Origin of the sequence: Ruoffia sp. FAM 26255 (assembly GCF_045528525.1) — a bacterium.
Classification (GTDB): domain Bacteria; phylum Bacillota; class Bacilli; order Lactobacillales; family Aerococcaceae; genus Ruoffia; species Ruoffia tabacinasalis.
On the sequence record NZ_JBGQQX010000005.1, the window covers coordinates 47,957 to 70,642 of the forward strand.

Sequence of the window (22,686 nt, forward strand, 5' to 3'; positions counted from 1 at the left end):
ATTCTTTAATTGGGTTGTTTTGAAAAGTAATTGTCGACAGCGTATTTGAATGTCGTAAGTAAATGAGCACGCGCTTCTCTCGCAATTGGCGTATTCGGTTGAATGATATCAAAGGCATGATACGCCCCTTCAAATAATTTAAAATGCACTGGCACACCAGCCTCTAGTAAATGACTAATATAGCTGACTGTTTCATCGAAGAAAGGCTCCATTGTTCCAACATGCGTATAAGTTGGCGGTAAATTTGAATAATCTGTCGCTTGTGCTGGTGAAGCGTAGATAGATAGGTTTTCTGCTTGATAATCAGGTCCTAAATACATCTTCCAAGCAACTTCATTATATTGGCTGTTCCATACGGGACTATTCTCTATTTGCGCTGAAGCAGTCTGTCTGCTTGCATCTAACATAGGGTATAAAGGGATTTGAAAGGCAATATTCACTTCCCCGCGGTCCCTTGCTAAAAGTGATAGAGCTGCAGTGAGTCCGCCACCTGCACTATCACCACCAATAAATAGTTGATCAGACCGGACACCGTACTCTGATGCAAGATTTTTTAGCCATTGTAAAGCTAAGTAAGCATCTTCTAATGCCGCAGGATAAGGTGCATCGCCAGATAATGTGTAATCGGGTGCAACGACAACAGATCCGCTTACTCTAATAAAGTCATCAATAAGACTTGCATCCTGCTCCGGTGCACCTAGTGAGTAGCCACCCCCATGAAGCCAGAGTAGCCCGGGTGCTTTATCAATTGAAGCATCCCATTGTTTACCTGAATGATTTAGAAAGATTTCTTTATCTGATGACATTCGTTCACGGGGTCGAAAGACGCATAATCGAAGCAATGATCCGTCTTTACGTGGAATCCACACTTCTGTTAAGCGATTGGGTCCTGAGTATTTACCATATAAAGCTTTTTGAGAAAAGCGCCCTAACTTTTTCATTTTTCGTTGATTCATCTTAGGTTGTAAACGACGAATCCATTTTCCTACTTGACGTAATTCTGGATGGAGCATATCTGTCGTTATTTTCATAATCTTCGCCTCCTTGTAATTTTATTGTACTGCACTTTATCCCAAGTTGCATTCGATACGATTTATTCGTTTGAGGAAATGCTATAGAGAACGTGTTTTTCTAATGGATGTCCACTTGAAAGCTGAGGATGATCAAAGTCTTTGAGATACTCCATCCCAATTTTTTTCATAACATTCTTGGATGGTTGATTGATTTTGGCAGTGAAGCTGTATATTTTATCTAGTTTTAGCGTTTCAAAGGCATATGCTAAGCATGCTTTAGCTGCTTCAGTCGCATAGCCCTTCCCCCAAGCTTCTCGTTTGAGTCGCCAGCCAATTTCGACACATGGTGTGAAATCAGCTTCAAAGTTCGCTTGATGAAGCCCTACATAACCAAGAAACGCTCCGGATTCCTTCTCCTCCACGGCATATAGCCCATACCCCTTTTCTTCGAATTCTTTTTGGATTCTTCTAGCAAAATCAATCGATTCTTCCCCAGTTAGCACATTGGGAAAATACCGCATAACCTCCCTGTCTTGATTCATTCGGATAAATTCGCCAATATCTGATTCTTTCCAACTTCTTAAGGTTAAACGTTTGGTTTCAATATAGATCAACTTCTTCCCTCCAATTTTACTTTTAAATTGACATCTTTGACCAATCCTGATATTATGGATAAATAGTAATCATTACTATTTAAATTCTTAAATAAAAGGAGTACACCATGCGTATTAATATTTTATTGGAAAGCAAAGAGACTGGCGAGCGTTTATACTTAACAACGAAAAATCGCCGTAATAACCCTGATCGACTAGAACTAATGAAGTACTCACCAAAATTAAAACGTCGTACTTTATTCACAGAAGTTAAAAAATAAGGAGGATTTACATACTTGGCCAAAAAATCAAAACAAGCAAAATACGAAAAACAAATCGCCTTGGTAGAACAATATGCAGACCTACGTCGTGAGTTAAAAGCAGCGGGAGACTATGAAGGTTTAAGTAAATTACCCATTGATTCAAACCCTAACCGCTTAAAACTGCGCGATAAAATCGATGGCCGTCCACGAGGTTACATGCGAAAATTCGGAATGTCACGAGTTAACTTTAGAAAGTATGCACATCTAGGGCAAATCCCGGGTGTTCATAAAGCCAGCTGGTAATTGAAGTAAAGGAGCAAATATCCATGGGAGCAATGAATGCATCAAGTGCTTATCGTCACTTAAAAAGTCCAAATATCAAAACTCGCAAACGCGCGTTAAAATTAATTAAAGAAGCAAAACGTAAAAAGAATTAAAGTTATCATACACCTTGTAGACCGATTGGTTTATGAGGTGTTTTTTTGATTTTCCCTATATAAATACCCCCTAAACTCATAACTGAATTTAGGGGGTTCGTTAAATATTTTCGATAAATTTATCTACTTAAGCTGCTTCGAACTGACTATTATAAAGCTTCGCGTAGAAAGTTCCTTGTTCAAGTAAATCATCATGGGTACCGCTCTCGATAATATCTCCGTCTTTCATGACTAAGATAAGATCGGCGTTCTTAATCGTAGATAGACGGTGAGCAATAATGAATGACGTTCGCCCTTCCATTAGTTTATCCATCGCATTCTGAATATTTAATTCCGTACGTGTATCTACGGAACTGGTTGCCTCGTCTAAGATTAACATCGGTTTATCTGCAATCATTGCACGCGCAATCGTTATTTGTTGCTTCTGTCCTTCGGAAAGACTGACTTGATCATTCAAGACTGTATCATAGCCATCAGGCATTGTTGCAATGAAGTGATGTAAGCCAACCGCTCGACTGGCTTCTTCTACTTTTTCATCGGATACATTTTCAACAGAATAGACGAGATTCTCTCGCACCGTACCATTGAATATCCAAGTCTCTTGTAGAACCATACTGAATTGACTACGTACATCTTCTCGTTTCAGCTCATTCGTTGAGACGCCATCAATCTTAATGTCACCACGACTCACATCGTAAAAGCGCATTAATAAATTAATCATCGTTGTCTTACCTGCACCAGTTGGACCGACGATGGCGATTTTTTCTCCAGCGTTTGCTTTGGCAGAGAAATCATGAATCACTGTCTTGTCTGAACCTGGATAACTAAATCCAACATTTGAGAATTCGACGTTTCCTTCGATAGTTGATAATTTTGCTGTCTTACCACTTTCATCTTCCATTTCAGTCGATTCTAGCATATCGAATACACGTTCACCTGCGGCTGCCGTCGATTGAAGTGACTGAGCAGCTTGGGCTAATTGGCTTAATGGTTGTGTAAAGTAGCGTACATACATAATGAAAGCTACAATAACACCGAATGAAATTGATCCATTAAACGCAAGCATCGCACCGACGATACAGACCGCCACATAACCAAAGTTTCCGATGAAAGTCATGATTGGCATCATTAAACCAGACAGACTTTGGGCTCTGAAGCCACTGGTTTGTAAGTTTTTATTAATCTGTATAAATGATTGACGCGCATCATCTTCACCGTTATATACTTTAACAATCGTCTGGTTCGTATATATTTCTTCAATATGACCATTAATTGCACCTAAGTCATTTTGTTGACGTGAAAAATATTTCTGTGATTGACTCATAATTAACATCATTAAACCAATACCAATTAAAGTTGCGAGTACCGCTGTTGCTGTCATAATTAGATTTGTTGTTAACATCATAATTAATGATCCGACTAACATAGTCGTTGCGGTAACAAGTGTTGAGATACTTTGATTGAGTGATTGAGCAATTGTATCAATATCGTTTGTCATTCGAGACAAAATATCTCCCGTTGTATTATTATCAAAATACGCTATTGGTAATTTATTAATTTTTTGTGATAAATCTTGGCGTAATTTTTGAGAAATCCGTTGGGTAACTTCTGCCATAATTAAGCCTTGAACTAATGACAACAATCCACTCAACCCATAGAAACCAACTAAGGTGAATCCAATGGTTCTAACTGCATCCATATCGATACCTGTAACAATACCGGCGGTAACAATATCGGTGAGTTCTGATAATTTATCTGGTCCAATCAGTGTTAAGACTGTCCCAATCACGGCACTCATTAGTGCAATAATTCCAGCTGTCCAGTAAGATCGAAAATAATTAAGCATCTTACCCCAAGTCGCTTTAAAGTTATTTGCTTTTTGGCCAGAAGCTTGGTTACTTTGATTTCCTCCACGTGTTCTATTATTCATTGGCTAATTCCTCCTTCGATAGTTGTGAATAAGCAATTTCCTGGTATTCAGCGGAAGTTTTCATTAATTCATCATGTGTCCCATTTCCAACCATCCGACCTTTATCTAAAACGATAATCCGATCTGCATCTTTAATTGTTCCGATACGTTGGGCAACAATTAATTTAGTTGCATCCGCACAGTCTTTACGAAGTGACTCACGAAGCTGTCGGTCAGTCTGGTAGTCTAAGGCAGAGAAGGAATCATCAAAGATAAATATTTCTGGTTGTCTAGCAATCGCACGAGCAATGGACACCCGTTGTTTCTGACCACCCGAAAGATTCGTCCCACCTGGTGTTACTTTCGCATCATAGCCACCTTCTAGCTTCTCAACGAATTCGTTAGCTTGCGCTGTGTAAACTGCTTCAACTATATCTGATTCTAAGAATCCGTCCTTACCATTATCACCATAAGCGATATTTGATTTAATCGTTCCATCAAATAAGCGCGCTTTTTGCGTAACATAACCAATTCGGTTATGAAGGGCAGCTTGTGTATAGTCTTTAACATTAATCCCATCCACTAGGACCTCGCCTGAAGTCGCTTCGTAAAGTCGAGGAATTAAGTTTATCAATGTACTTTTACCAGAACCAGTCGATCCGATAAAAGCAACCGTCTCCCCTTGATTTGCAGTGAACGAAATATCTTCGATGACATAATCCTCAGCATCTGGATATTTGAAACTCACTTGTTTGAACTCCACTGTACCTTTTTGAGCATTTGGAGCTTCAGTCACTTCTCCATCTATGATGGTTGGTTTAGTTTCTAATACTTCTTGAATACGTTGAACCGATACCGATGCACGTGGAACTAAGATGAAGATAATAATCAACATCATAAAAGCCATCACAATCTGCATCGCATAAGAAGAAAAGACAATCATGTCAGAGAATAAAGTTAACTTCATATCAAAACCAGCATTGTTAATAAGAATCGCACCAATCCAGTAAATAGCTAAGGTCAAGCCACTCATGACAAGTTGAATACTCGGTTGCATGAATGACATCACACGACTGGTGAATAAGTGCGTATTCGTTAACTCAGTGTTCACCGTATTGAATCTTTCCTCTTGAAAATTCTCCGCATTGTACGCACGAACAACTCTCAGTCCGGTTAAATTCTCACGTGTCACCCCATTTAATCTATCTGTTAACCCTTGAAGTGATTTGAACTTAGGCATTGCTAAGAAAATCGCAATCCCAACCGTTAACATGAGGAAAACCACCGCAACCCCAGTCGCAAATGACCATTGCCAACTCTTTCCAGAAATTTTCACCATCGCCCACACAGCAATAATTGGCGCTTTTATAATCGCTTGCAGACCCATAACAATCAACAATTGTACCTGATTGATATCGTTCGTCGAGCGTGTAATTAAGCTGGATGTTGAAAACCCAGAAATCTCTTCCATTGAAAATGAAAGAACTTTATCGAAGAGTTTAAAGCGAACAATTGCTCCGAAATTAGCTGCAATTTTAGATGCTAAAACCGCTACAGCGACAGCAGAAATCAAACTTCCGAACGCACATAACAGCATCATGCCACCCGCAGCATAAATATCACTCATCTGGCTCCCCTCAGTCTGAACCAACATCGTGATTTCACTCATATAATCTGGCAATTTCAGATCCAACCACACTTGAATCACTATGAAGACAAGGCTTAAGCCAGCCAGTAGTGCTTCTTTCATTGTTAAATTTTTAAATATTTTTAACATAAAATACTCCCCTCGATGCATTATTTATTAGTTAAGACAAGAAAGACGTACTTATCTCCAAAGCAAACCCTCGGAAATAGTACGTGACAGTATCCATCATAACTTTCTAGTTCTATACTATCTTTCTACCATTAAATGAATCTAAACAAAAAAATGCTGAGTCCTCTCAGCATTTACCCATTCTTTTGTTCTTTAGGCAAGACGACAATGAATTTCGTCCACTCGTCATTACTCTCAACATTTATATTCCCTTTATGTAATTCGACGACCCTTTGAGCAATCGATAAACCAATCCCGAATCCTTCACTTGCATGAGAAGTATCTGCTTGCCAGTATTTATTAAAAATCCTTTCCTGGTCTTCTTCAGAAATCTTAGTTCCATAATTTGTTATTTCTACGGTTAAATAATCATCATTGGCTTTAATCGTTGATTTTACTGGTGTTTGTTCCGGGGCGAATTTAATTGAATTATCAAATAAGTTTATCCAAATTTGCTTAAGTAACTCTTCATTCGCTTCAATCATGTGCTCATCGAACTCCGGCATCATAGTTAAGTCTTTCTTGGCCCATTTTTCTTCCAATAAAACCATTGAGTTTCTCAATTGTTCCGATAAATTAAACTCGGTAACATCAGTTAATATGGTCTGATTCTCAACTTTTGTTAAATCTAACGCATTCGTCGCAAGATCTGCGAGTCGACTTCCTTCATTAACAATTATCTTTAAATATTCATCTTGTTTTTCTTTTGATAAATTTCCTTTTTGAACGAGTTTTGCAAATCCTCGAATTGAAACAATGGGCGTCTTGAATTCATGGGAAAAGTTATTCACAAAATCCGAGCGTAACATCTCAGTATTAGACAACTCTTCAGCTAAATTATTAAAACTCTTTGATAAGTCTTTCCCAACTTGACTGCGTCCCAAATGAATTCTCGCATCATAATTCCCATGAGCTAGCCGGTCCATTCCCTCAATTAGTATATTGACTGGCTTTAATGGAAACGCACTAAGTATAGCTGCCACAAATGTTCCAATCACAATACTAATGAGCGCAAATAATAATATTGGATATAATATACTTGGGCTTTGAATATGAGTTTGAATGATTCCAGTATGCGCAAGTAGATAGATTAATAAGCTAACAATGGCCATCGTAATGACCATAATAATAAAGACAATCGCGGAGAATATAATTGTCAGCATCGTTCTAGGCAATAGTTTCCTTTTTCTAAGCAATTTCTTTCTTGTCATACGCGCTTCACCGCCCGATAACCTAAGCCGCGAACGGATTCAATGTCAAACTCTGGCCACTCACCAAATCGCTTACGAAGCCTTGCGACGTGGACTGTTACTGTCTCCCAACCTGTATCACTGTCCACTCCCCATATTTCATCCATTAATTGGATTCGTGTATAAATTTTCCCTGGATATGATAAAAGCATATAAAGTAATTGAAATTCTTTTTGTGGCAAAGTATGTACTTCATCTAAACGAGACACCATTAATTTGTCATAATCTAGAGTGACTTCGCCAATATTAATTTCTCTTTCAGTTGCAATTTTGGCACGACGAAGAAGAGCCTTAATTCGAAGAAGCATTTCCTCCTCATCTACCGGCTTAATCATATAATCGTCCGTCCCAGCAATAAAACCTTGCTTACGATCGATTGGCAACTGCTTAGCAGATACCATTAAAATAGGTAAGTCATTTTTCATTTCTCGTAATATTTTAGTGAACTCATAACCATCCATATTAGGCATCATAATATCCAACAAGACTAGATCAATATGTTGATTTTCCATCAGATCAAGGGCATCTTGACCATCTTCTGCGGTAAAGACTTTATAATTTTCTTCTTCTAAAACTGCTCGCATTAATTGGCGTGTGTTTTTATTATCATCTACAACTAAAATTTGGAACATCCCAATCACCTCATTACTAATTATAGTCGATTAAGTTAACTAGAGCTAAACTTATGGGGGCGGAGTATATATTTTAAATACCAATCCCCCCTGTCATGATCTGACAGAGGGAGTTGGAGTTTTAATAGGACAGGTCATGTTGTGACAGGGGAGTTAGACTGTTAACGGAACGGGTCATGTTGTGACATGGGAAATTAAACGCCTAACAGGACACGTCACCACGTGACAAGGGAAATTAAATGCCTAACGGGACACGTCACCACATGACACGGGAAATTAAACAGCTAACGGGACGGGTCATCACATGACAGGGGAAACTAAACGTCTAACAGGATGGGTCACCATATGACACGTCCCATTAAACTTTATTCAAGTTATTAAACAAATATAATTGACCATTCTGGTCATTATTGTTAGAATAAAAATAAGTTGACCAGTGTGGTCATTAACAGAAAGTAGGTGCTTTATGTTTGAAAGTCAGCAATTTAATCGAATTGATGATGCAAAGAAGGAACGCATTCTAAGTGCAGCTTTTAAAGAATTTGCTGAGAAAGGGTTTGATGACGCTTCAACAAACCGGATTGCTAAGGAAGCGAATATTAGTAAGGGGAGTTTATTTAATTATTTCAATAACAAGGAAGACTTGTTTAAGTATTTAATTGAATTAGCTTTAGAACGCATTGATACGATGTATTTTCAGAAGGTTAATTATGACATTACGGATATTTTTGATCGGATTATTCATTTTTCAGAAATAAAAAATCAAGAATACCCTAGATTTAAAGATACGTTTGATTTTTTAGGTCATATTTTTGTAAATATATCCCGCTACACAACTATATGTGAAGGCTTACCGCAAGCTAAACTAGCGATTGAAAAGCAAGTTGATAAAGTATTAAATAAAGACATTGATTTAACTAAATTTCGTGAGGATATTGATGCGGAGAAAGCGTTGAATCTAATCTATTGGTCAATAGAAGGTTATCGTAATAAGCTTGTGACACAATTTTCTGATACGGATTTTACAGAAATCAATCCAGCAGACCTAACACCACTTTACGATGAATTCTTTGCTTACATTCATTTATTGAAGACAGTATATTACAAACCAGCATACGTTACTGACGGTTCTAAATAAGGAGGACAACATGTCAAAAGTCATTGAAGTACAAAATTTAACAAAGAGCTTTGGAAATTTCACAGCCTTAGATAAAGTCAATTTAAATGTTAACAAAGGTGAAGTCCATGGCTTTATTGGGCCAAATGGTGCTGGTAAATCAACGACAATTCGGGTTCTGCTAGGTATGTTAAAAGCAGATTCGGGGCAAGTTAAAGTATTTGACCAAGATGCGTGGAAACAGTCCGTTGATATTCATAGACGCATTGCCTATATCCCAGGTGACGCAAATCTTTGGCCAAACCTCACTGGGGGTCAAACCATTGATCTGTTACTGAAGATGCATGGAGGTCCAGTGAACCAAGCTCGTCTGGATGATTTGATTCAGCGTTTTGAACTTGACCCGACCAAGAAGAGTCGAACTTATTCTAAAGGGAATCGTCAGAAAGTTGTTTTAATCGCCGCTTTTGCAGCAGATGTAGATTTATATATCTTAGATGAGCCTACTTCTGGATTGGATCCATTAATGGAACGGCTTTTCCAAGAGCTCGTCTTTGAAGCAAAGGAAAATGGAAAAAGTGTGCTCCTATCGAGTCATATCTTATCTGAAGTGGAACGTCTGTGTGATAGTGTGTCGATTATTCGTAAGGGCCAAATTATCGAGTCAGGCACACTCGATGAGTTGCGTCATTTAACTCGAAGTAAATTAACGATTCAAACTGAAATGCCAGTGCCTGGTTTGGCTCAATTAGAAGGTATCCATGATTTGGTGGAGATGGGCGATAATCATTATCAAATGCAGATTGAAAGTCAGAGACTCAATGCAATTATGCAACATCTTTCAGACTTTAATTTAGTTAAGTTAGAAAGCCAACCGCCAACTTTAGAAGATTTATTCCTACATCATTATGAGAATCCGCAAGGAGGTCAGTAATTTATGCTCACACAGCTTTTTAAAGAGACTGGCCGGATTTTTAGTTTATTATTTCGACAGCATCGACTAAATATATTTCTTTGGCTGGTTGGAATCGTTGGACTGACTATAAGTGTGGCTTACGTTTATCCGATGATTTATGAAAACCAAAGCGACTTAGTTGGCCTAGGGATCACAATGCAAAACCCTGCGATGACAGCGATGCTAGGTCCTGCACAGTCACCATCGGATTATACAGCTGCGATTGCTTTTGCTGGAGAGATGTTGTTATTTACAGCGATTGGCATGGCTGTTATGAACATTTTATTAGTAAGCACAACAACGCGGTTGGATGAAGAAGAAGGTCGGTTAGAACTCGTTCAATCATTACCTGTTGGAAAATTATCCTATACTACCGCTTCGACTTTATTAATGCTTATACTCAATGGAGTCATAACATTAGTGATTGCGGTCGGTTTAGGTGTTATGGATAATGCAGATTTTACTTGGGAGGCTTCATTATTATATGGAGCTGTTCTTGGGTCCACTGGGTTATTCTTTTCAGGAGCTACCATTGTCGCTGCTCAATTAAGTGAGACAACACGTGGAACTCGCGGGATTGCTTTCACTGTACTCATTCTTTCATATCTTATTCGTGCAGTTGGTGACGTTAGTAATGAAACTCTGTCACTTTTCTCACCATTAGGTTGGACTGTGCGTACTGAAGTGTTTGCGACGAATGAATGGTGGCCAATCATTGGATTAGCGGTTGGATCAGTAATTCTAATTGGCGTTGGCTTTATATTAAATCGTCGTCGCGATATTTTTCAAGGACTACTACCGCAACGTCCTGGTAGAAAAAATGCTTCTTGGTTCTTAAAAACTTTACCAGGTTTTGTTTGGAGTCAAGAAAAGGTTAAACTCATTTCATGGGCTTTAGGAATTTTCCTTATAGCAGCAGCTTTTGGTGCGATCTTAGGTGATCTTGAAACGTACTTTGCTGACATGGATATTTTGCAAGCTTTTCTACCAAATTTAGACACTGCTACTTTAACTGAAGAATTTACACGATTATTGTTCGCGATTATGTCGCTATTTACTGGCATCCCTGCTGTTACGATGATCACGAGCCTGAAGCATGAGGAAGATATTGGGCGATTGGAAAATATATACAGTCGTTCTGTTTCACGCACGAAGTTGTTACTGACCTATTATTGTATCGGTTTAGTATTTATTGCAATTATGCAACTTTTAATGGCGATAGGTATTTACTACCCTGCCAGCCTTGTGATGGACGAACCTTTATCTCTAGTAACTTTTGTTGAAATGGCCTTGTTATATGTTCCTAGCATATGGTTCCTTTTAAGCTTGGCAACGTTCATACTCGGCTTTATTCCTAAAGTCATGCAATTAATTTGGCTTTACTTAACATTCTCTTTCATCGTGAGTTATTTAGGTGAACTTATGGAATTTCCAGAATGGTTAAATAACTTATCTGTCTTTTACCATACGCCAGTGGAATTCGATGGGTTCCCTCTACTTGTCATAATCGTTGTAGCTATTGTACTATCGGCGCTTGGTTTCATTGGATATAACCGCCGTGATTTGAAAAATTAATAGTAAAAAAACCGCTAAAGCATTTTTCAACTTTAGCGGTTTTTCTAGTTTCTTTCTCTAATACGGTTACGGTAATCATTCACGAAATTAGGCCAATCGGTCTTGATGACGTTGACTCCGTATTTTCTCATAATACTCCAGACATAAGTTTCACTACAAAGAATTGCGGCTGTATCGTCCAGCACATCGAATAGTTTATACTCTCTACCAAGGTGTTCAGAATTGGCAATAATCATCATATCTTGGTGAATCAGTTTATTTAACCAATTACTTTCTAGCAATGAATGATGATTTAAATCATCAATTCTTAAATCAACACCAATTAATCGAATATTATCATAAGTCTTTACTCGTTCAAAGTCAGCTTGTTCGTAGGCAATCGCAACGATTGGTATATTCACATTCGCTTCGTTTAACAACTCTAATGACTTTGGTTCAGCTGGTGCTTTTAGGAATAATAATTCTTTCTTACCTGATTTGATTAATATGTCAAAAAGAGCTTCATCATCCCAGTAATCTGACGTTCGATCTATATTTACAATATAGTTTATTGGAAGCCAATCTAGAAAGTCTTCTAACTTTTCTACTCGGTAGCCAGATTTTTGTCCATTCGAATTGAGTAACACTAAAGAATCAATCTCTTCAGAGGTCATCTCTTCAAACTCTTTATCAACATCTAGTAACATTCTTACGACTAATTTATGAAATAAATAATACACGCCGTCAGCTGAGCGACATACGTCGACCTCTATAATATCTGCTCCCGCTTTTTTAGCGGTAATTGCAGCTTGACGGGTATTTTGAATTACATTCCCACCCCAGAATCCGCGGTGGGCCATAATTAAGAACTTTTTATCATCTTTGGTTTGTTTAATAATATTTTCACTCATTTTATTCTCTTTCTTTTAATTTTTCTATTAACTATTTTTTTAATTATATTTTCGATTAAGGCTAAAAATACCTGTCAGTTTGTAAAAGGTATACATTGCGAATATACTCATATTGTAATCGATTACCTACATTTGTCATTATAACACCGTCTTGAGGGTATTGATATGCCTTTTCTATGTTTTCCTTAATGATATTAATAATATTCATTAACTAGTATTTAATAACGCTTGCACATTTTAATTCCGTGTGTTATCTTTGTATCACATTAGAAAAATTAAAATTCAAGGAGAAAACTAAATGATTCTGTTAACAAATACAAAATTAAACAACGTCGTCGTCGACGCTGTCAGGACTTAGCTTATTCGATAAAAATTCGAATATATGCCAAGTCCTATTCGTGTTTGTTGACAGAATAGGATTTTCTTTTTAAAAGCCCTATTCTATCCGCAAGATAGAATAGGGCTTTTTATTTTTCTATTAAAACTTAAAAAAGGGGATTATTATTATGAAACTAAGAAAAATGGGACTAACATTACTATCAATGCTTACTTTAGGGGCTAGCTTAACGCCTGCTATGTCCACTGCAAACGCACAAGAAGAGGAACCAATTCGCATTGGTGCGAATTTAGAACTCTCTGGATACGGATCAGCTTACGGTGTACCTATCATCGATAATCTGACATTAGCTGCTGAAGAAATCAATGAAGCGGGCGGTTTATTAGGTGGCCGCATGATCGAAATTATTGACTATGACAATACTTCGAACAAAACTGAAGCAACATCCATTGCGACTCGCCTAGCCGGTGAAGATGTAGCAGCAGTTCTTGGCCCAGCAACATCAGATATGATTTATGCATCACGCCCTTCTGCCATTCAAAGTCAGTTACCGACAATGTATCCAGTTGGAACGTCTGATGATCTAACAATCGATGAGAATGGTGATGTAATAAGCAATATCTTCCGTTTAGCTTTTACGTATTCTTTCCAAGGTAAAGCTGCTGCTAGATATGCTATGGACGAATTAGGTGCAACAAACGCAGCAGTTATTACTGACCAATCCAATGATTATTCGGTTGGTTTAGCCGATCCTTTTAAAGCAGAATTCGAAGCTTTAGGTGGGACAATTACTGAAGAACTCTTCTACAACGCTGGCGAGCAAGACTTTATGGGTCTATTGACTTCATTGGCTGCCCTTGATTTTGATGTTTTATATATACCTGGTTTCTTTAGTGAAGGTGGAATCATTGTTCGACAAGCGCGTGAAATGGGTCTAATGCAACCAATTCTAAGTGGACATGGCTTCGCAAGTGATACATTATTAGAAATTGCTGGCCCACAAAATGCAACAGACTTATATATTACCTCTCACTTCCATACTGGTAGTGAAAACCCAGGCGCTCAAGAATATGTTGCGAAATTCGAAGAACGTTACGGTGAATCACCTGACACATTTGATGCTTTAAGTTATGACGCTGCCCACTTAATCTTCCAAGCTATTGAAGAAGCCGGAACAGATGACCCTGAAGCAATTCGCGAATCAATGGAAAATATTCAGTTTGAAGGAATCACTGGTGCATTCCAATACGATGAATACCATAATGCCGTAGAAACTGCCCCAATGTTACATTATATCGATGGAGAAGTAGCTGAAGTATTTGAAGTTGATGGGAACTAATAAATAGACAGATAAACGGAGCTTACTTCTAGTGAGTTCCGTTTTTTATTGTCATAAAACTATAGCACGAATAAAGTCCATTAATAATGCTTGCACATTTAAATTCCATGTGATATCTTTGAATTACATTAGAAATCATTAAAATTTAAGGAGAAACCCCAATGCTTCTGTTATCAAACATGAAATTAAATAACGCCATTATTATTATTATTAACGGCCTCAGGACTTAGCTTATTCGAAAAAATCGAATAACTGCTCAGTCCTATTCATGTTTGAACACAGAATAGGAAAATCTTTTTTAATAGTCCTATTCTATCCGAAAGATAGATTAGGGCTTTTTATTTTTTCTATTGAATATTATATAAGGGGATTATTATTATGAAATTAAGAAAACTAGGATTAACGTTACTTTCAATGCTTACTTTAGGGACAAGTTTAACACCTGCTAAGACTACTGCACAGGCACAGGATCAAGAACCAATTCGCATTGGAGCAAACTTAGAACTGTCTGGTGTCGGATCAGCATACGCTGTACCAATGATGGATAATCTGACATTAGCTGCCGAGGAAGTTAATGAAGCGGGCGGTCTCTTAGGTGGTCGAATGGTCGAAATCGTAGAATACGATAACACATCGAATAAAGCAGAAGCAACTTCGATTGCGACTCGTTTAGCTAGTGAAGGTGTATCTGTAGTTTTTGGTCCTGCAACGTCTGACCTAGTTTACGCATCCCGTCCAACTGCGGTTGAAAGTCAGTTACCAACTATATATCCCGTAGGAACAGCAGACGATTTAGCTTTAGATGAGAACGGTGAAGTTATCAGTAATATCTTCCGTTTAGCCTTTACTTATACATTCCAAGGAAACGCAGCTGCAAGGTTTGCGATGGACGAATTAGGCGCAACCAATGCAGTGGTTATTACTGACCAATCAAAAGACTATTCGGTTGGTTTAGCTGAGCCTTTCAAAGCAGAATTTGAAAATTTAGGCGGAACAGTTGTTGATGAAGTGTTCTATAATGATGGCGAGCAAGACTTTATGGGCTTACTCACTTCAATTGCTGCCCTTGATTTCGATGTCTTATATGTCCCCGCCTTCTTCAGTGAAGCTGGAATCATCGTTCGCCAAGCACGTGAAATGGGTCTAATGCAACCAATTCTAAGTGGACATGGCTTCGCAAGTGATACTTTAACTGAAATTGCTGGCGCCCAAAACGCTACTGATCTTTACTTTACATCGCACTTCCATACAGGTAGTGACAATCCTGGTGCCCAAGAATACGTTGCGAAATTCGAAGAACGCTTCGGTCATGCACCCGATACATTCGACGCTTTAAGTTACGATGGCGCTCACTTAATCTTCCAAGCAATCGAAGAAGCAGGGTCAGATGATCCAACAGCGATCCGTGACGCGATGGAAAATATTCAATTCGAAGGCGTAACTGGATCATTCCAATACGATGACCTTCATAATGCCGTAAACTCCGCTCCTATGTTACATTTAGTAAACGGAGAAGTGACTGAGGAATATGTAGTGGATGGTAACTAACATAACATACAAACGGAGCTTACTTTATTGTAAGCTCCGTTTTTTTAACGAACCAAAAAAATAATCCTCACTCTTTACTAGAGTAAGGATTATTATAAACCGATAGCTTATTATGCCGAGGGCCGGAATCGAACCGGCACGGTAGTCACCCACCGCAGGATTTTAAGTCCTGTGCGTCTGCCAGTTCCGCCACCCCGGCAATAAAAAAAGTGGTTGGTCGTGACAACGACAAACAGAAGTATACCATCTAATTATATTATATGTCAATACTATCTTCATAATTTTATTATAATAATTTAATTCACTGAAATATTTACTAGTAAAGGTTATAATAGAATGTAACATGGACATAGGAGGTATTATATGAAATTAGGGATTTTAAAACCCAGTAATGCTGGAGAAAAGAGACTTACTCTACTACCAGAACACATCGAAGGCTTAGAAAATGATATATTAATCGAAGCTGACTTTGGTGAAAGTTTAGAAATTACTGATAAAGAATATGAAGATAAAGGCTGTACAATACTTTCACGTAAAGAGGTCTATGAGCAAGCAGATGCTCTTTACTCGATGAAAGGTATACCGGAAGAGGAATATGATTTATTACAAGATAACCAAATTATCATTGGCTGGATCCACCCACAAGCCAAAGGTAAAGCATTCATGGAAGGGGTCGCAACTGATAAACATTTAATCATCTTAAATATTGATAACACACAACCAACCATTGCTTTTGAAGATAAGATTGAACCTATTCCATTTATCCGAAGTAACTTTACTTACAAAAACAGCGTTACCGCAGGTTATGTAGGTACCATTCATTCAATGTTAAGTTACGGTAAACTGTTCAGTTCGACAACGAATATCGCGATTCTTGGTTCGGGAAATGTATCTCAAGGTGCGATGAATGCTGCATCTAAACTTGGTGCTATTGATAATATTCGTATGTTCTACCGTAGTAATTTAGATGAATTTTATAAAACTTATAGTGAATACGATGTGATTATTAACGGAATTGCGGTAACTGATCCAACAAATCATATGTTAACTTATGACCATGTTAAAAACATGAAAAAAGGAACGCTTGTTGTTGATTTAGCCGCTCAACCTGGTGAAGCCGTTGAATTCAGTAAAGAGACAACTTATGATGAACCATTACTTAAAGTGGACGATATCTTTGTCTACTGTATTCGTAACATCCCTTCATTAGTATACCGTACAGCAAGTGAAGTACTTTCTGAATCATTCACAAATTGGGTATTTAAACGCGACTTACAAGAATACATTGATCTAGCAAAAGAACATGGTTATAACATTAAATAAAGTATAGGTACCTTAAACTGAGTAACGATAAGTTATTCAGTTTTTTTGTTATCAATTAATAATCATTCATATTATTATATTGATATAATTAACATTGTATAGTTTGACTAATTATCATAAGGGTGATTTAATAATATTAAAGTAATCCTAATACATTAAAGTATTCGTTTGAGTGATTCTTATTCAAATTGTATTCGCTTTACGCTATGTTCCAATAGTGATTCTTATCTTTTAATAGGTATACATTTTTGGAAATCTAATCTTCGAAAGGGGTAGGTCTAATTAAAAATAACCTTATTAATTTTTTACATTTTTTACCTTTTCTAGTTTACGTAAATTTACTATTTATTTTATTCAGTTTACCTTTGATAACTCTATTCCCTAGCCTTTTCGCTTTAGTTCATGTGATCGATGGCTATTTTTCCAATGATGAATTAACGAATTCATCGTTATTTTTTCGATTTAAAAGCGCATTTAAACAACTGTGGAGAAAAAGCCTTAAATTTGGTTTGATATCTCTCCCTTTTATTTTAATCATTGGATTAGATATACTCATTCTTAGTTCAGTTACAACTCAGAGTCCGCTCGTTATCACATTTAAATATGCTTTAATTTTTCTTAGTCTCATAATTTACTGTATTTTTCATTTTTCATTTTTCACTTTATATTTTTGCAAATCATTCAGTTACATTGAAGAAATCTATAATAATTGGATTTTTACTAACGATTAAAAATCCTGTTATGTCATTACTGATAATACTAGCGCATTTGATTATAATAGTGACCGCATTTTTCCAGCCTGGTCTAGGTTTGTTATTAATGTTCAGCGCACCGATTTATATCGTAAATTATGTTTGTCACCGTTTCATAAATTTTAAAGAGGATTTACAATGAAAAAAATTATTAATTTATTAATCACCTTTGTAATGGCTTTTTCATTTATTAGTATAAATAAAAGCGCTCCCGTTTCGACTCAAGAAAATGGGGAAGTGGTTGGATTAGATTTCTGGACATTTTGGGGTTCAGAACCACGTCGGAATGTTGTTGGTCATTTGGTGGAATAATTTAACTTAAGGAGGAGCGACATGCTAGAACATTACACAATGGCTTATGGGAAGAATCAAGAAGATAAATCGTATGATTTCTATCATTTATGGCAAGCGAATGAACAGGAAATTCAACAGATGCTTGATCAATTTGATATTCCTGAGGATTTTATAACGAGTGGTCTAGATTCTTACGAAGTTGCCCGGTGGGAGTCGTATAAAGGCGATGATGGAGATTTATACACCTTGGTACTCTTTAACTACCCCTTTAAAGAGCGAACACAAGACTTCCGTGACGTGTATCGTACTGCCCCTATCGCCATTGTATTTAAACCTGGTTTAGTCATTGTCACTAGTATCGATTCCTTAAAAACTCTCAATCGCATTACAGAAATGAGATTGAATTCTTTTAACGGCTTAGATGAGTTGGGCCTAGTATTGAATATACTATGGTTTATCGCCCGATTATTCATTATTCTTTTAGAGGAAATCGACCGAGAAATTCGGGATTTAGAATCAGATGTCACAGAGTCTACTAAAAATGAAATCTTTTACACGCAAATGAAATTAAATAAAGCGCTCGTCTTCTTTAATTCAGCCATTAATAATGATCGGGATGTACTAGAACATCTAAAAGAACAGTTTAACCAGTTAGATATTGAGGATAATGACTTGCAGCATCTGCGTGATGTTAATGTTGAATTGCATCAAGCGAGTGGCATGGTGCATGAATTGAAGCAACTCAATGAAAAAGTGAGCGATATCTTATCGAATGTGGTCAATAATAATATGAACCAAGTTATGCGCGTATTAACTGTATGGTCCATTATTTTAACAATTCCAACCATTATAACCAGCGCTTGGGGAATGAACGTTCCTGTGCCAGGTGAAGAGGCTGCATCTTCAATGATTATCATTGGTATTACTACTCTAATTTTAGTGTTAATTGGTTACTGGCTGTTTAAACGGAATAAATGGCTGTAGAAGTAAAGCGGTCACGGTGATTAAAGTGATTAAATTATATAAAAAGGACTCATTTACCCGTTTAACCAGGTAAATGAGTCCTTTTGTTTGTCTAACCTAATATTTCTTCAGCTAAGGTACGGGCAATTTCATTTAAGTTGTCACGATTACGACCTAATTCTAAGCGAATAATCGGTTCTGTAGCGCTCGAGATGAAGATATCAATTTCAGCATCTAAATCAGTTGTCCCTGCCGTTTCGATTGAGAAACGACTAATTGATTTATACGGAACACTTTGGATGTCACGCTTGCTTCCGACTCCTTGGATGTCAATTAAGATAAGACGTTTGTTAGTGAACACAATAAAGTCACGAATCAATTTGTATGTTGAAACAACTTCTTCTGATGACGTTAAAATATCTTGAATCACATTCATAGCACTCGCGTTATCGACTTTACCTGCTTTTCCTGTTAATCGATCAAATATTGACATGTCCATTCCTCTTTTCGTAAGTTTGTTAATCTAAGTATATCAGATTGCCTTACCGAGTTAAAAATTAATGCGTCGCTCCACCGATCACTTGAATATCGTCTTTATCATTGTATTCAACAATTGCTTTGATCGCTGCTTCAATTCCGCGAGCCATATCAGTTAATGACATTGCGGGTTGATTTGGTTTATCTAATACTTGTTCAGTCATGAATGGTATATGCATAAATCCTGCTTTTACTTCTGGGAACTCTTTATCAACTAAGTAAAGTGTTTGGTACATTATGTGATTACATACAAAAGTTCCAGCTGTGTTTGATACTGAGGCAGGAATGCCTACATTTTTCATCGCTTCTACCATTGCTTTAATTGGTAATTTTGAGAAGTAAGCTGGTTGGCCGTCTTCTTGAATAGCTAAATCAATCGGTTGGTTTCCTTCATTATCAGGAATACGGGCATCATCTTGATTGATTGCGACACGTTCTGGTGTTAAGCCCATACGTCCGCCCGCTTGACCGATATTTAAAACAACATCAGGTTTGAATTCGTTCATTTTTTCACGGACAACATCTGCAGATTTGTGGAAAACTGTTGGGATTTCCAATTTTTCAATCTCTGCACCTTTAATTGTATCTGGTAATAATTTTACTGCTTCTATGGCAGGGTTCATTGCTTCGCCACCAAATGGATCGAATCCTGTTACTAAAATTTTCATATAAAAACTCCTCCTATTAGATAAATGGTAAGTAGTACATTAAGATAACATGCACTACAATCATAATAAACGCGAATGGAACTTGGTCTTTAATGACTCCAAATTCACTCTTCATCTCTAATAATGCTACAGGTAATGCGTTAAAATTACCAGCCATAGGGGTCATTAAAGTCCCACAAAAACCAGCAGTCATTGCTAAAGCTCCTGCAATAATTGGATCCGCACCAAGTGAGAATACGAATGGCACACCAATTCCTAACGTAATAACGGTAAAGGCCGCAAAGGCATTCCCCATAACCATTGTGAATAACACCATACCTAAGACATATACTAAAACTCCCCAGAATCGACTTTCAGCTGGGATGACTCCTTGAACAAGTCCAGACACAACATCTCCAACACCTGCTGCAGTAAATACTGTACCTAAAGCACCAAGCAATTGAGGTAAAATACCTGTTGTTGATACCTGTTGAATCATGCGATCACTTTCTGGAAGCAATGTTTTTGGTCCACGACGAATAGTGAATAATAGTGTTATCGTCCCGATTAAAGCTCCAATACCTAAGACCGATTGACTTAATGCTGGGAAAATTTGGGCAATCAATAATGAAGATATCGCTAAAGTCATGACGGGTAAGAAAATACCATTACCTGTATTATCAGCATTCTCTTTAACTTCTTTTTCCGGTGTGGCTTTGATTTCTCCGATCGATACTTGTTTGAATAAAGTAATTACCCCAATGATCAACACTAATACTCCATTAATGATATTGGGAATATAACTACCACCAACGAATAGGACTCCTAGAATCGCCCAAAATAATGTCGTTCCGATACGTGTAGGATTCGTCTCATCGTTGAATACACGGTAAGCTGTATAAAGTAATTGTAAACCAATGACGATATACGTACTTTCTAAAACTGTACTTGCAAATTGTTCCATTGATTTCTCCTCCTACTTTTTAGCTTTCGCTTTTTTACGTAATTGACGGTCAAAACGCCAGTTGAAAATGGCAGCTAATACTAATGCAATCACTGCAATTGGGATTGACGCAATGGCTAATGAGCTTTGGTTACCGTTTAAACCTAAGTCAATCAATGTTGCACTGATTAATTGAATTCCGGCAGATCCTGCGAATGTATTTTGCGCAAAGAAGTTACCATAGTTATCCGCTGCAGATGCGCGTGCTTTAATTTTCTCAACGTCGTCTTCATCTAATTTATCATCCGTATCTGACTCCGCTGCTGCTTCTGCCATTGGATAGATCAATGGACGCACAAACTGTGGATGTCCACCAAGTCGAATTGAGAAAAATCCCGATAATTCACGAATCGCCTGATACACTGTAAACAAGCCACCTGTTGAGAGCCCTTTAATCTTTTCAATAAATCGAATCGCTTGTTCTTTTAGACCAAACGTCTCTGACAAGCCGATCATCGGTAAAGTTAAGAAGAACAAGGTTACAAAACGCTGGTTCGTAAATGCCTCTCCGAGTATCGTTAAAAATTCTATGAATGAAATGCCTGATACTAATGCAGTAACAAGTCCTGCGACAACAACAGTTGCGATTGTATCAAATTTTAGAATAAAACCTATTATGATAATGACAATACCTATTAATTTAATCCATTCCATATCTATACCTCCTTAAACAATTAAAATTTATTAAAATGTTCACCTATTTTACCATACATGAAACAAATTTGATCCCCTTGCTGATTATCTTTATGAAAATATAATAAAAGTAGACTCTTTAAATCCTTTTCAATTAAAGATATAATAGAATAAATATATTAGAAAAGAGTTTATAACATGAAAATCCAACGTATCAATTCCATTCACTCACCTTTGGCAGATGATTTGGAAACTTTATATATCAATGCCTTTCCTTCGTATGAACGCAAACCTTTTGAATCTTTATTCTCACATCAAGAAACTGGTTTTGCTGAAGTCTTCGCAATTACTGAAGACGAACGCTTTATTGGTATGATTTCAACTTTAAAAAGTTCTCAATTAATTTTTGTTGAATACTTTGCAATTTCTCCTGAATATCGCAGCCTAGGTTATGGTTCAAAAGTTTTATCACTTCTTAAAGAAAAATATCATGAAATGAATATTTGCTTAGAAATTGAAGTTGTTCAAACGGATGAAGGTATCATAGAGGAACGCTTACGACGCCTGCAATTTTACGAGAAGAATGGCTTCCAACAATTAAATATGATTGTGAGTTTATTTGATGTAGAATTTGAATTGCTAGGTACAAGTTCGGAGATAACTTTTGAAGAATATTTTACTTTATATGAACAAATTCATGGAGATTCATTTAAAGACAAGCTTTATTTAATTACTTGAATTGTAAAATTAAGCTAGAAAAATAAATAAACCATTTGTGGTACACTCAAAATAAATTTCCAACCACGAAAATTAGGAGAGTGACCACAAATGGCCTACACACATCTTACCATGAAAGAACT

At 37.1% G+C, this 22,686-nt stretch carries 24 protein-coding genes and 1 tRNA gene; 13 read left to right on the forward strand and 12 right to left on the reverse strand.

Going from position 1 to position 22,686, the window contains the following annotated elements:
• Positions 1 to 5: 5 nt before the first annotated feature.
• A complete protein-coding gene (locus ACEN31_RS01920) occupies positions 6 to 1,031 on the reverse strand; it encodes an alpha/beta hydrolase (protein WP_407108458.1) in 1,026 nt (341 codons plus the stop codon).
• Between the two features lie 62 nt (positions 1,032 to 1,093).
• The gene (locus ACEN31_RS01925) at positions 1,094 to 1,627 is read right to left on the reverse strand and encodes a GNAT family N-acetyltransferase (protein ID WP_407089030.1); all 534 of its coding nucleotides are present in this window, start codon (positions 1,625 to 1,627) and stop codon (positions 1,094 to 1,096) included.
• A gap of 107 nt (positions 1,628 to 1,734) precedes the next feature.
• On the opposite strand from ACEN31_RS01925, the gene rpmG reads away from it, so the two are divergent.
• The 3 genes from rpmG to ACEN31_RS01940 are packed head-to-tail and all read left to right on the forward strand — an operon-like array spanning position 1,735 to position 2,306.
• The gene (gene rpmG, locus ACEN31_RS01930; RefSeq protein WP_407089028.1) at positions 1,735 to 1,887 is read left to right on the forward strand and encodes a 50S ribosomal protein L33; all 153 of its coding nucleotides are present in this window, start codon (positions 1,735 to 1,737) and stop codon (positions 1,885 to 1,887) included.
• Between the two features lie 15 nt (positions 1,888 to 1,902).
• Entirely contained in the window at positions 1,903 to 2,172 is a 270-nt protein-coding gene (rpsN, locus tag ACEN31_RS01935) for a 30S ribosomal protein S14 (protein WP_138404918.1), read from the forward strand.
• Positions 2,173 to 2,195: 23 nt separating this feature from the next.
• Positions 2,196 to 2,306, forward strand: a complete 111-nt coding sequence (locus ACEN31_RS01940; RefSeq protein ID WP_171031333.1) for a putative metal homeostasis protein — start codon at positions 2,196 to 2,198, stop codon at positions 2,304 to 2,306.
• 127 nt (positions 2,307 to 2,433) lie between these two features.
• Here the strand turns inward: ACEN31_RS01940 and ACEN31_RS01945 are convergent, their stop codons facing one another.
• The 4 genes from ACEN31_RS01945 to ACEN31_RS01960 form a co-directional block, all read right to left on the reverse strand.
• On the reverse strand, positions 2,434 to 4,152 hold the full coding sequence (locus tag ACEN31_RS01945; RefSeq protein ID WP_407108475.1) for an ABC transporter ATP-binding protein: 1,719 nt from the start codon (positions 4,150 to 4,152) through the stop codon (positions 2,434 to 2,436).
• Positions 4,153 to 4,228: 76 nt separating this feature from the next.
• A complete protein-coding gene (locus ACEN31_RS01950) occupies positions 4,229 to 5,992 on the reverse strand; it encodes an ABC transporter ATP-binding protein (protein ID WP_197104231.1) in 1,764 nt (587 codons plus the stop codon).
• A 173-nt stretch (positions 5,993 to 6,165) separates the two neighbouring features.
• Positions 6,166 to 7,194: an ATP-binding protein gene (locus ACEN31_RS01955; RefSeq protein WP_407108461.1), complete on the reverse strand. Its 1,029-nt coding sequence runs from the start codon at positions 7,192 to 7,194 to the stop codon at positions 6,166 to 6,168.
• A gap of 44 nt (positions 7,195 to 7,238) precedes the next feature.
• Positions 7,239 to 7,913, reverse strand: coding sequence for a response regulator transcription factor (locus ACEN31_RS01960; protein WP_407108462.1), 675 nt, complete (start codon positions 7,911 to 7,913; stop codon positions 7,239 to 7,241).
• A 466-nt stretch (positions 7,914 to 8,379) separates the two neighbouring features.
• Here ACEN31_RS01960 and ACEN31_RS01965 point away from each other — a divergent pair, with 466 nt between their 5' ends.
• From ACEN31_RS01965 to ACEN31_RS01975, 3 genes are read left to right on the forward strand one after another with little or no spacing between them, the layout of a single operon-like run.
• Positions 8,380 to 9,051, forward strand: coding sequence for a TetR/AcrR family transcriptional regulator (locus ACEN31_RS01965; protein ID WP_407108463.1), 672 nt, complete (start codon positions 8,380 to 8,382; stop codon positions 9,049 to 9,051).
• 10 nt (positions 9,052 to 9,061) lie between these two features.
• Positions 9,062 to 9,964: an ATP-binding cassette domain-containing protein gene (locus tag ACEN31_RS01970; protein ID WP_407108464.1), complete on the forward strand. Its 903-nt coding sequence runs from the start codon at positions 9,062 to 9,064 to the stop codon at positions 9,962 to 9,964.
• Between the two features lie 3 nt (positions 9,965 to 9,967).
• Positions 9,968 to 11,560: an ABC transporter permease gene (locus ACEN31_RS01975; RefSeq protein ID WP_407108465.1), complete on the forward strand. Its 1,593-nt coding sequence runs from the start codon at positions 9,968 to 9,970 to the stop codon at positions 11,558 to 11,560.
• A 44-nt stretch (positions 11,561 to 11,604) separates the two neighbouring features.
• Here the strand turns inward: ACEN31_RS01975 and ACEN31_RS01980 are convergent, their stop codons facing one another.
• A complete protein-coding gene (locus ACEN31_RS01980; RefSeq protein ID WP_407108466.1) occupies positions 11,605 to 12,450 on the reverse strand; it encodes a glycerophosphodiester phosphodiesterase family protein in 846 nt (281 codons plus the stop codon).
• A 506-nt stretch (positions 12,451 to 12,956) separates the two neighbouring features.
• Between ACEN31_RS01980 and ACEN31_RS01985 the strand changes: the two genes are divergently transcribed.
• On the forward strand, positions 12,957 to 14,126 hold the full coding sequence (locus ACEN31_RS01985; protein ID WP_138404925.1) for an ABC transporter substrate-binding protein: 1,170 nt from the start codon (positions 12,957 to 12,959) through the stop codon (positions 14,124 to 14,126).
• Positions 14,127 to 14,504: 378 nt separating this feature from the next.
• Complete coding sequence (locus tag ACEN31_RS01990) at positions 14,505 to 15,674, forward strand: ABC transporter substrate-binding protein (RefSeq protein WP_138404926.1); 1,170 nt, start codon at positions 14,505 to 14,507, stop codon at positions 15,672 to 15,674.
• Positions 15,675 to 15,787: 113 nt separating this feature from the next.
• Here ACEN31_RS01990 and ACEN31_RS01995 read toward each other — a convergent pair.
• Positions 15,788 to 15,873, reverse strand: a tRNA-Leu gene (locus tag ACEN31_RS01995).
• Positions 15,874 to 16,037: 164 nt separating this feature from the next.
• Between ACEN31_RS01995 and ACEN31_RS02000 the strand changes: the two genes are divergently transcribed.
• From ACEN31_RS02000 to ACEN31_RS02015, 4 genes are all read left to right on the forward strand, one after another.
• The gene (locus tag ACEN31_RS02000; RefSeq protein WP_407093637.1) at positions 16,038 to 16,997 is read left to right on the forward strand and encodes a N(5)-(carboxyethyl)ornithine synthase; all 960 of its coding nucleotides are present in this window, start codon (positions 16,038 to 16,040) and stop codon (positions 16,995 to 16,997) included.
• 296 nt (positions 16,998 to 17,293) lie between these two features.
• The gene (locus tag ACEN31_RS02005; RefSeq protein WP_407108476.1) at positions 17,294 to 17,728 is read left to right on the forward strand and encodes a DUF624 domain-containing protein; all 435 of its coding nucleotides are present in this window, start codon (positions 17,294 to 17,296) and stop codon (positions 17,726 to 17,728) included.
• Positions 17,729 to 17,887: 159 nt separating this feature from the next.
• The gene (locus ACEN31_RS02010; RefSeq protein ID WP_171031334.1) at positions 17,888 to 18,061 is read left to right on the forward strand and encodes a hypothetical protein; all 174 of its coding nucleotides are present in this window, start codon (positions 17,888 to 17,890) and stop codon (positions 18,059 to 18,061) included.
• A 21-nt stretch (positions 18,062 to 18,082) separates the two neighbouring features.
• Positions 18,083 to 19,027 (forward strand): magnesium transporter CorA family protein, encoded by a 945-nt coding sequence (locus ACEN31_RS02015; protein WP_407108467.1) that lies wholly within the window; start codon positions 18,083 to 18,085, stop codon positions 19,025 to 19,027.
• Positions 19,028 to 19,118: 91 nt separating this feature from the next.
• Here the strand turns inward: ACEN31_RS02015 and ACEN31_RS02020 are convergent, their stop codons facing one another.
• The 4 genes from ACEN31_RS02020 to ACEN31_RS02035 form a co-directional block, all read right to left on the reverse strand.
• Entirely contained in the window at positions 19,119 to 19,499 is a 381-nt protein-coding gene (locus tag ACEN31_RS02020; RefSeq protein WP_407095158.1) for a PH domain-containing protein, read from the reverse strand.
• A 64-nt stretch (positions 19,500 to 19,563) separates the two neighbouring features.
• Positions 19,564 to 20,211 carry a pyroglutamyl-peptidase I gene (gene pcp, locus ACEN31_RS02025; protein WP_138404930.1) on the reverse strand — a complete coding sequence of 216 codons (648 nt, stop codon included), beginning with the start codon at positions 20,209 to 20,211 and terminating at the stop codon, positions 19,564 to 19,566.
• Between the two features lie 16 nt (positions 20,212 to 20,227).
• Positions 20,228 to 21,154 (reverse strand): DUF979 domain-containing protein, encoded by a 927-nt coding sequence (locus ACEN31_RS02030; protein WP_407108468.1) that lies wholly within the window; start codon positions 21,152 to 21,154, stop codon positions 20,228 to 20,230.
• A 12-nt stretch (positions 21,155 to 21,166) separates the two neighbouring features.
• Positions 21,167 to 21,847 carry a DUF969 domain-containing protein gene (locus ACEN31_RS02035; RefSeq protein WP_407108469.1) on the reverse strand — a complete coding sequence of 227 codons (681 nt, stop codon included), beginning with the start codon at positions 21,845 to 21,847 and terminating at the stop codon, positions 21,167 to 21,169.
• A gap of 177 nt (positions 21,848 to 22,024) precedes the next feature.
• Between ACEN31_RS02035 and ACEN31_RS02040 the strand changes: the two genes are divergently transcribed.
• Positions 22,025 to 22,564 carry a GNAT family N-acetyltransferase gene (locus tag ACEN31_RS02040; protein WP_407108470.1) on the forward strand — a complete coding sequence of 180 codons (540 nt, stop codon included), beginning with the start codon at positions 22,025 to 22,027 and terminating at the stop codon, positions 22,562 to 22,564.
• Positions 22,565 to 22,686 lie beyond the last annotated feature (122 nt).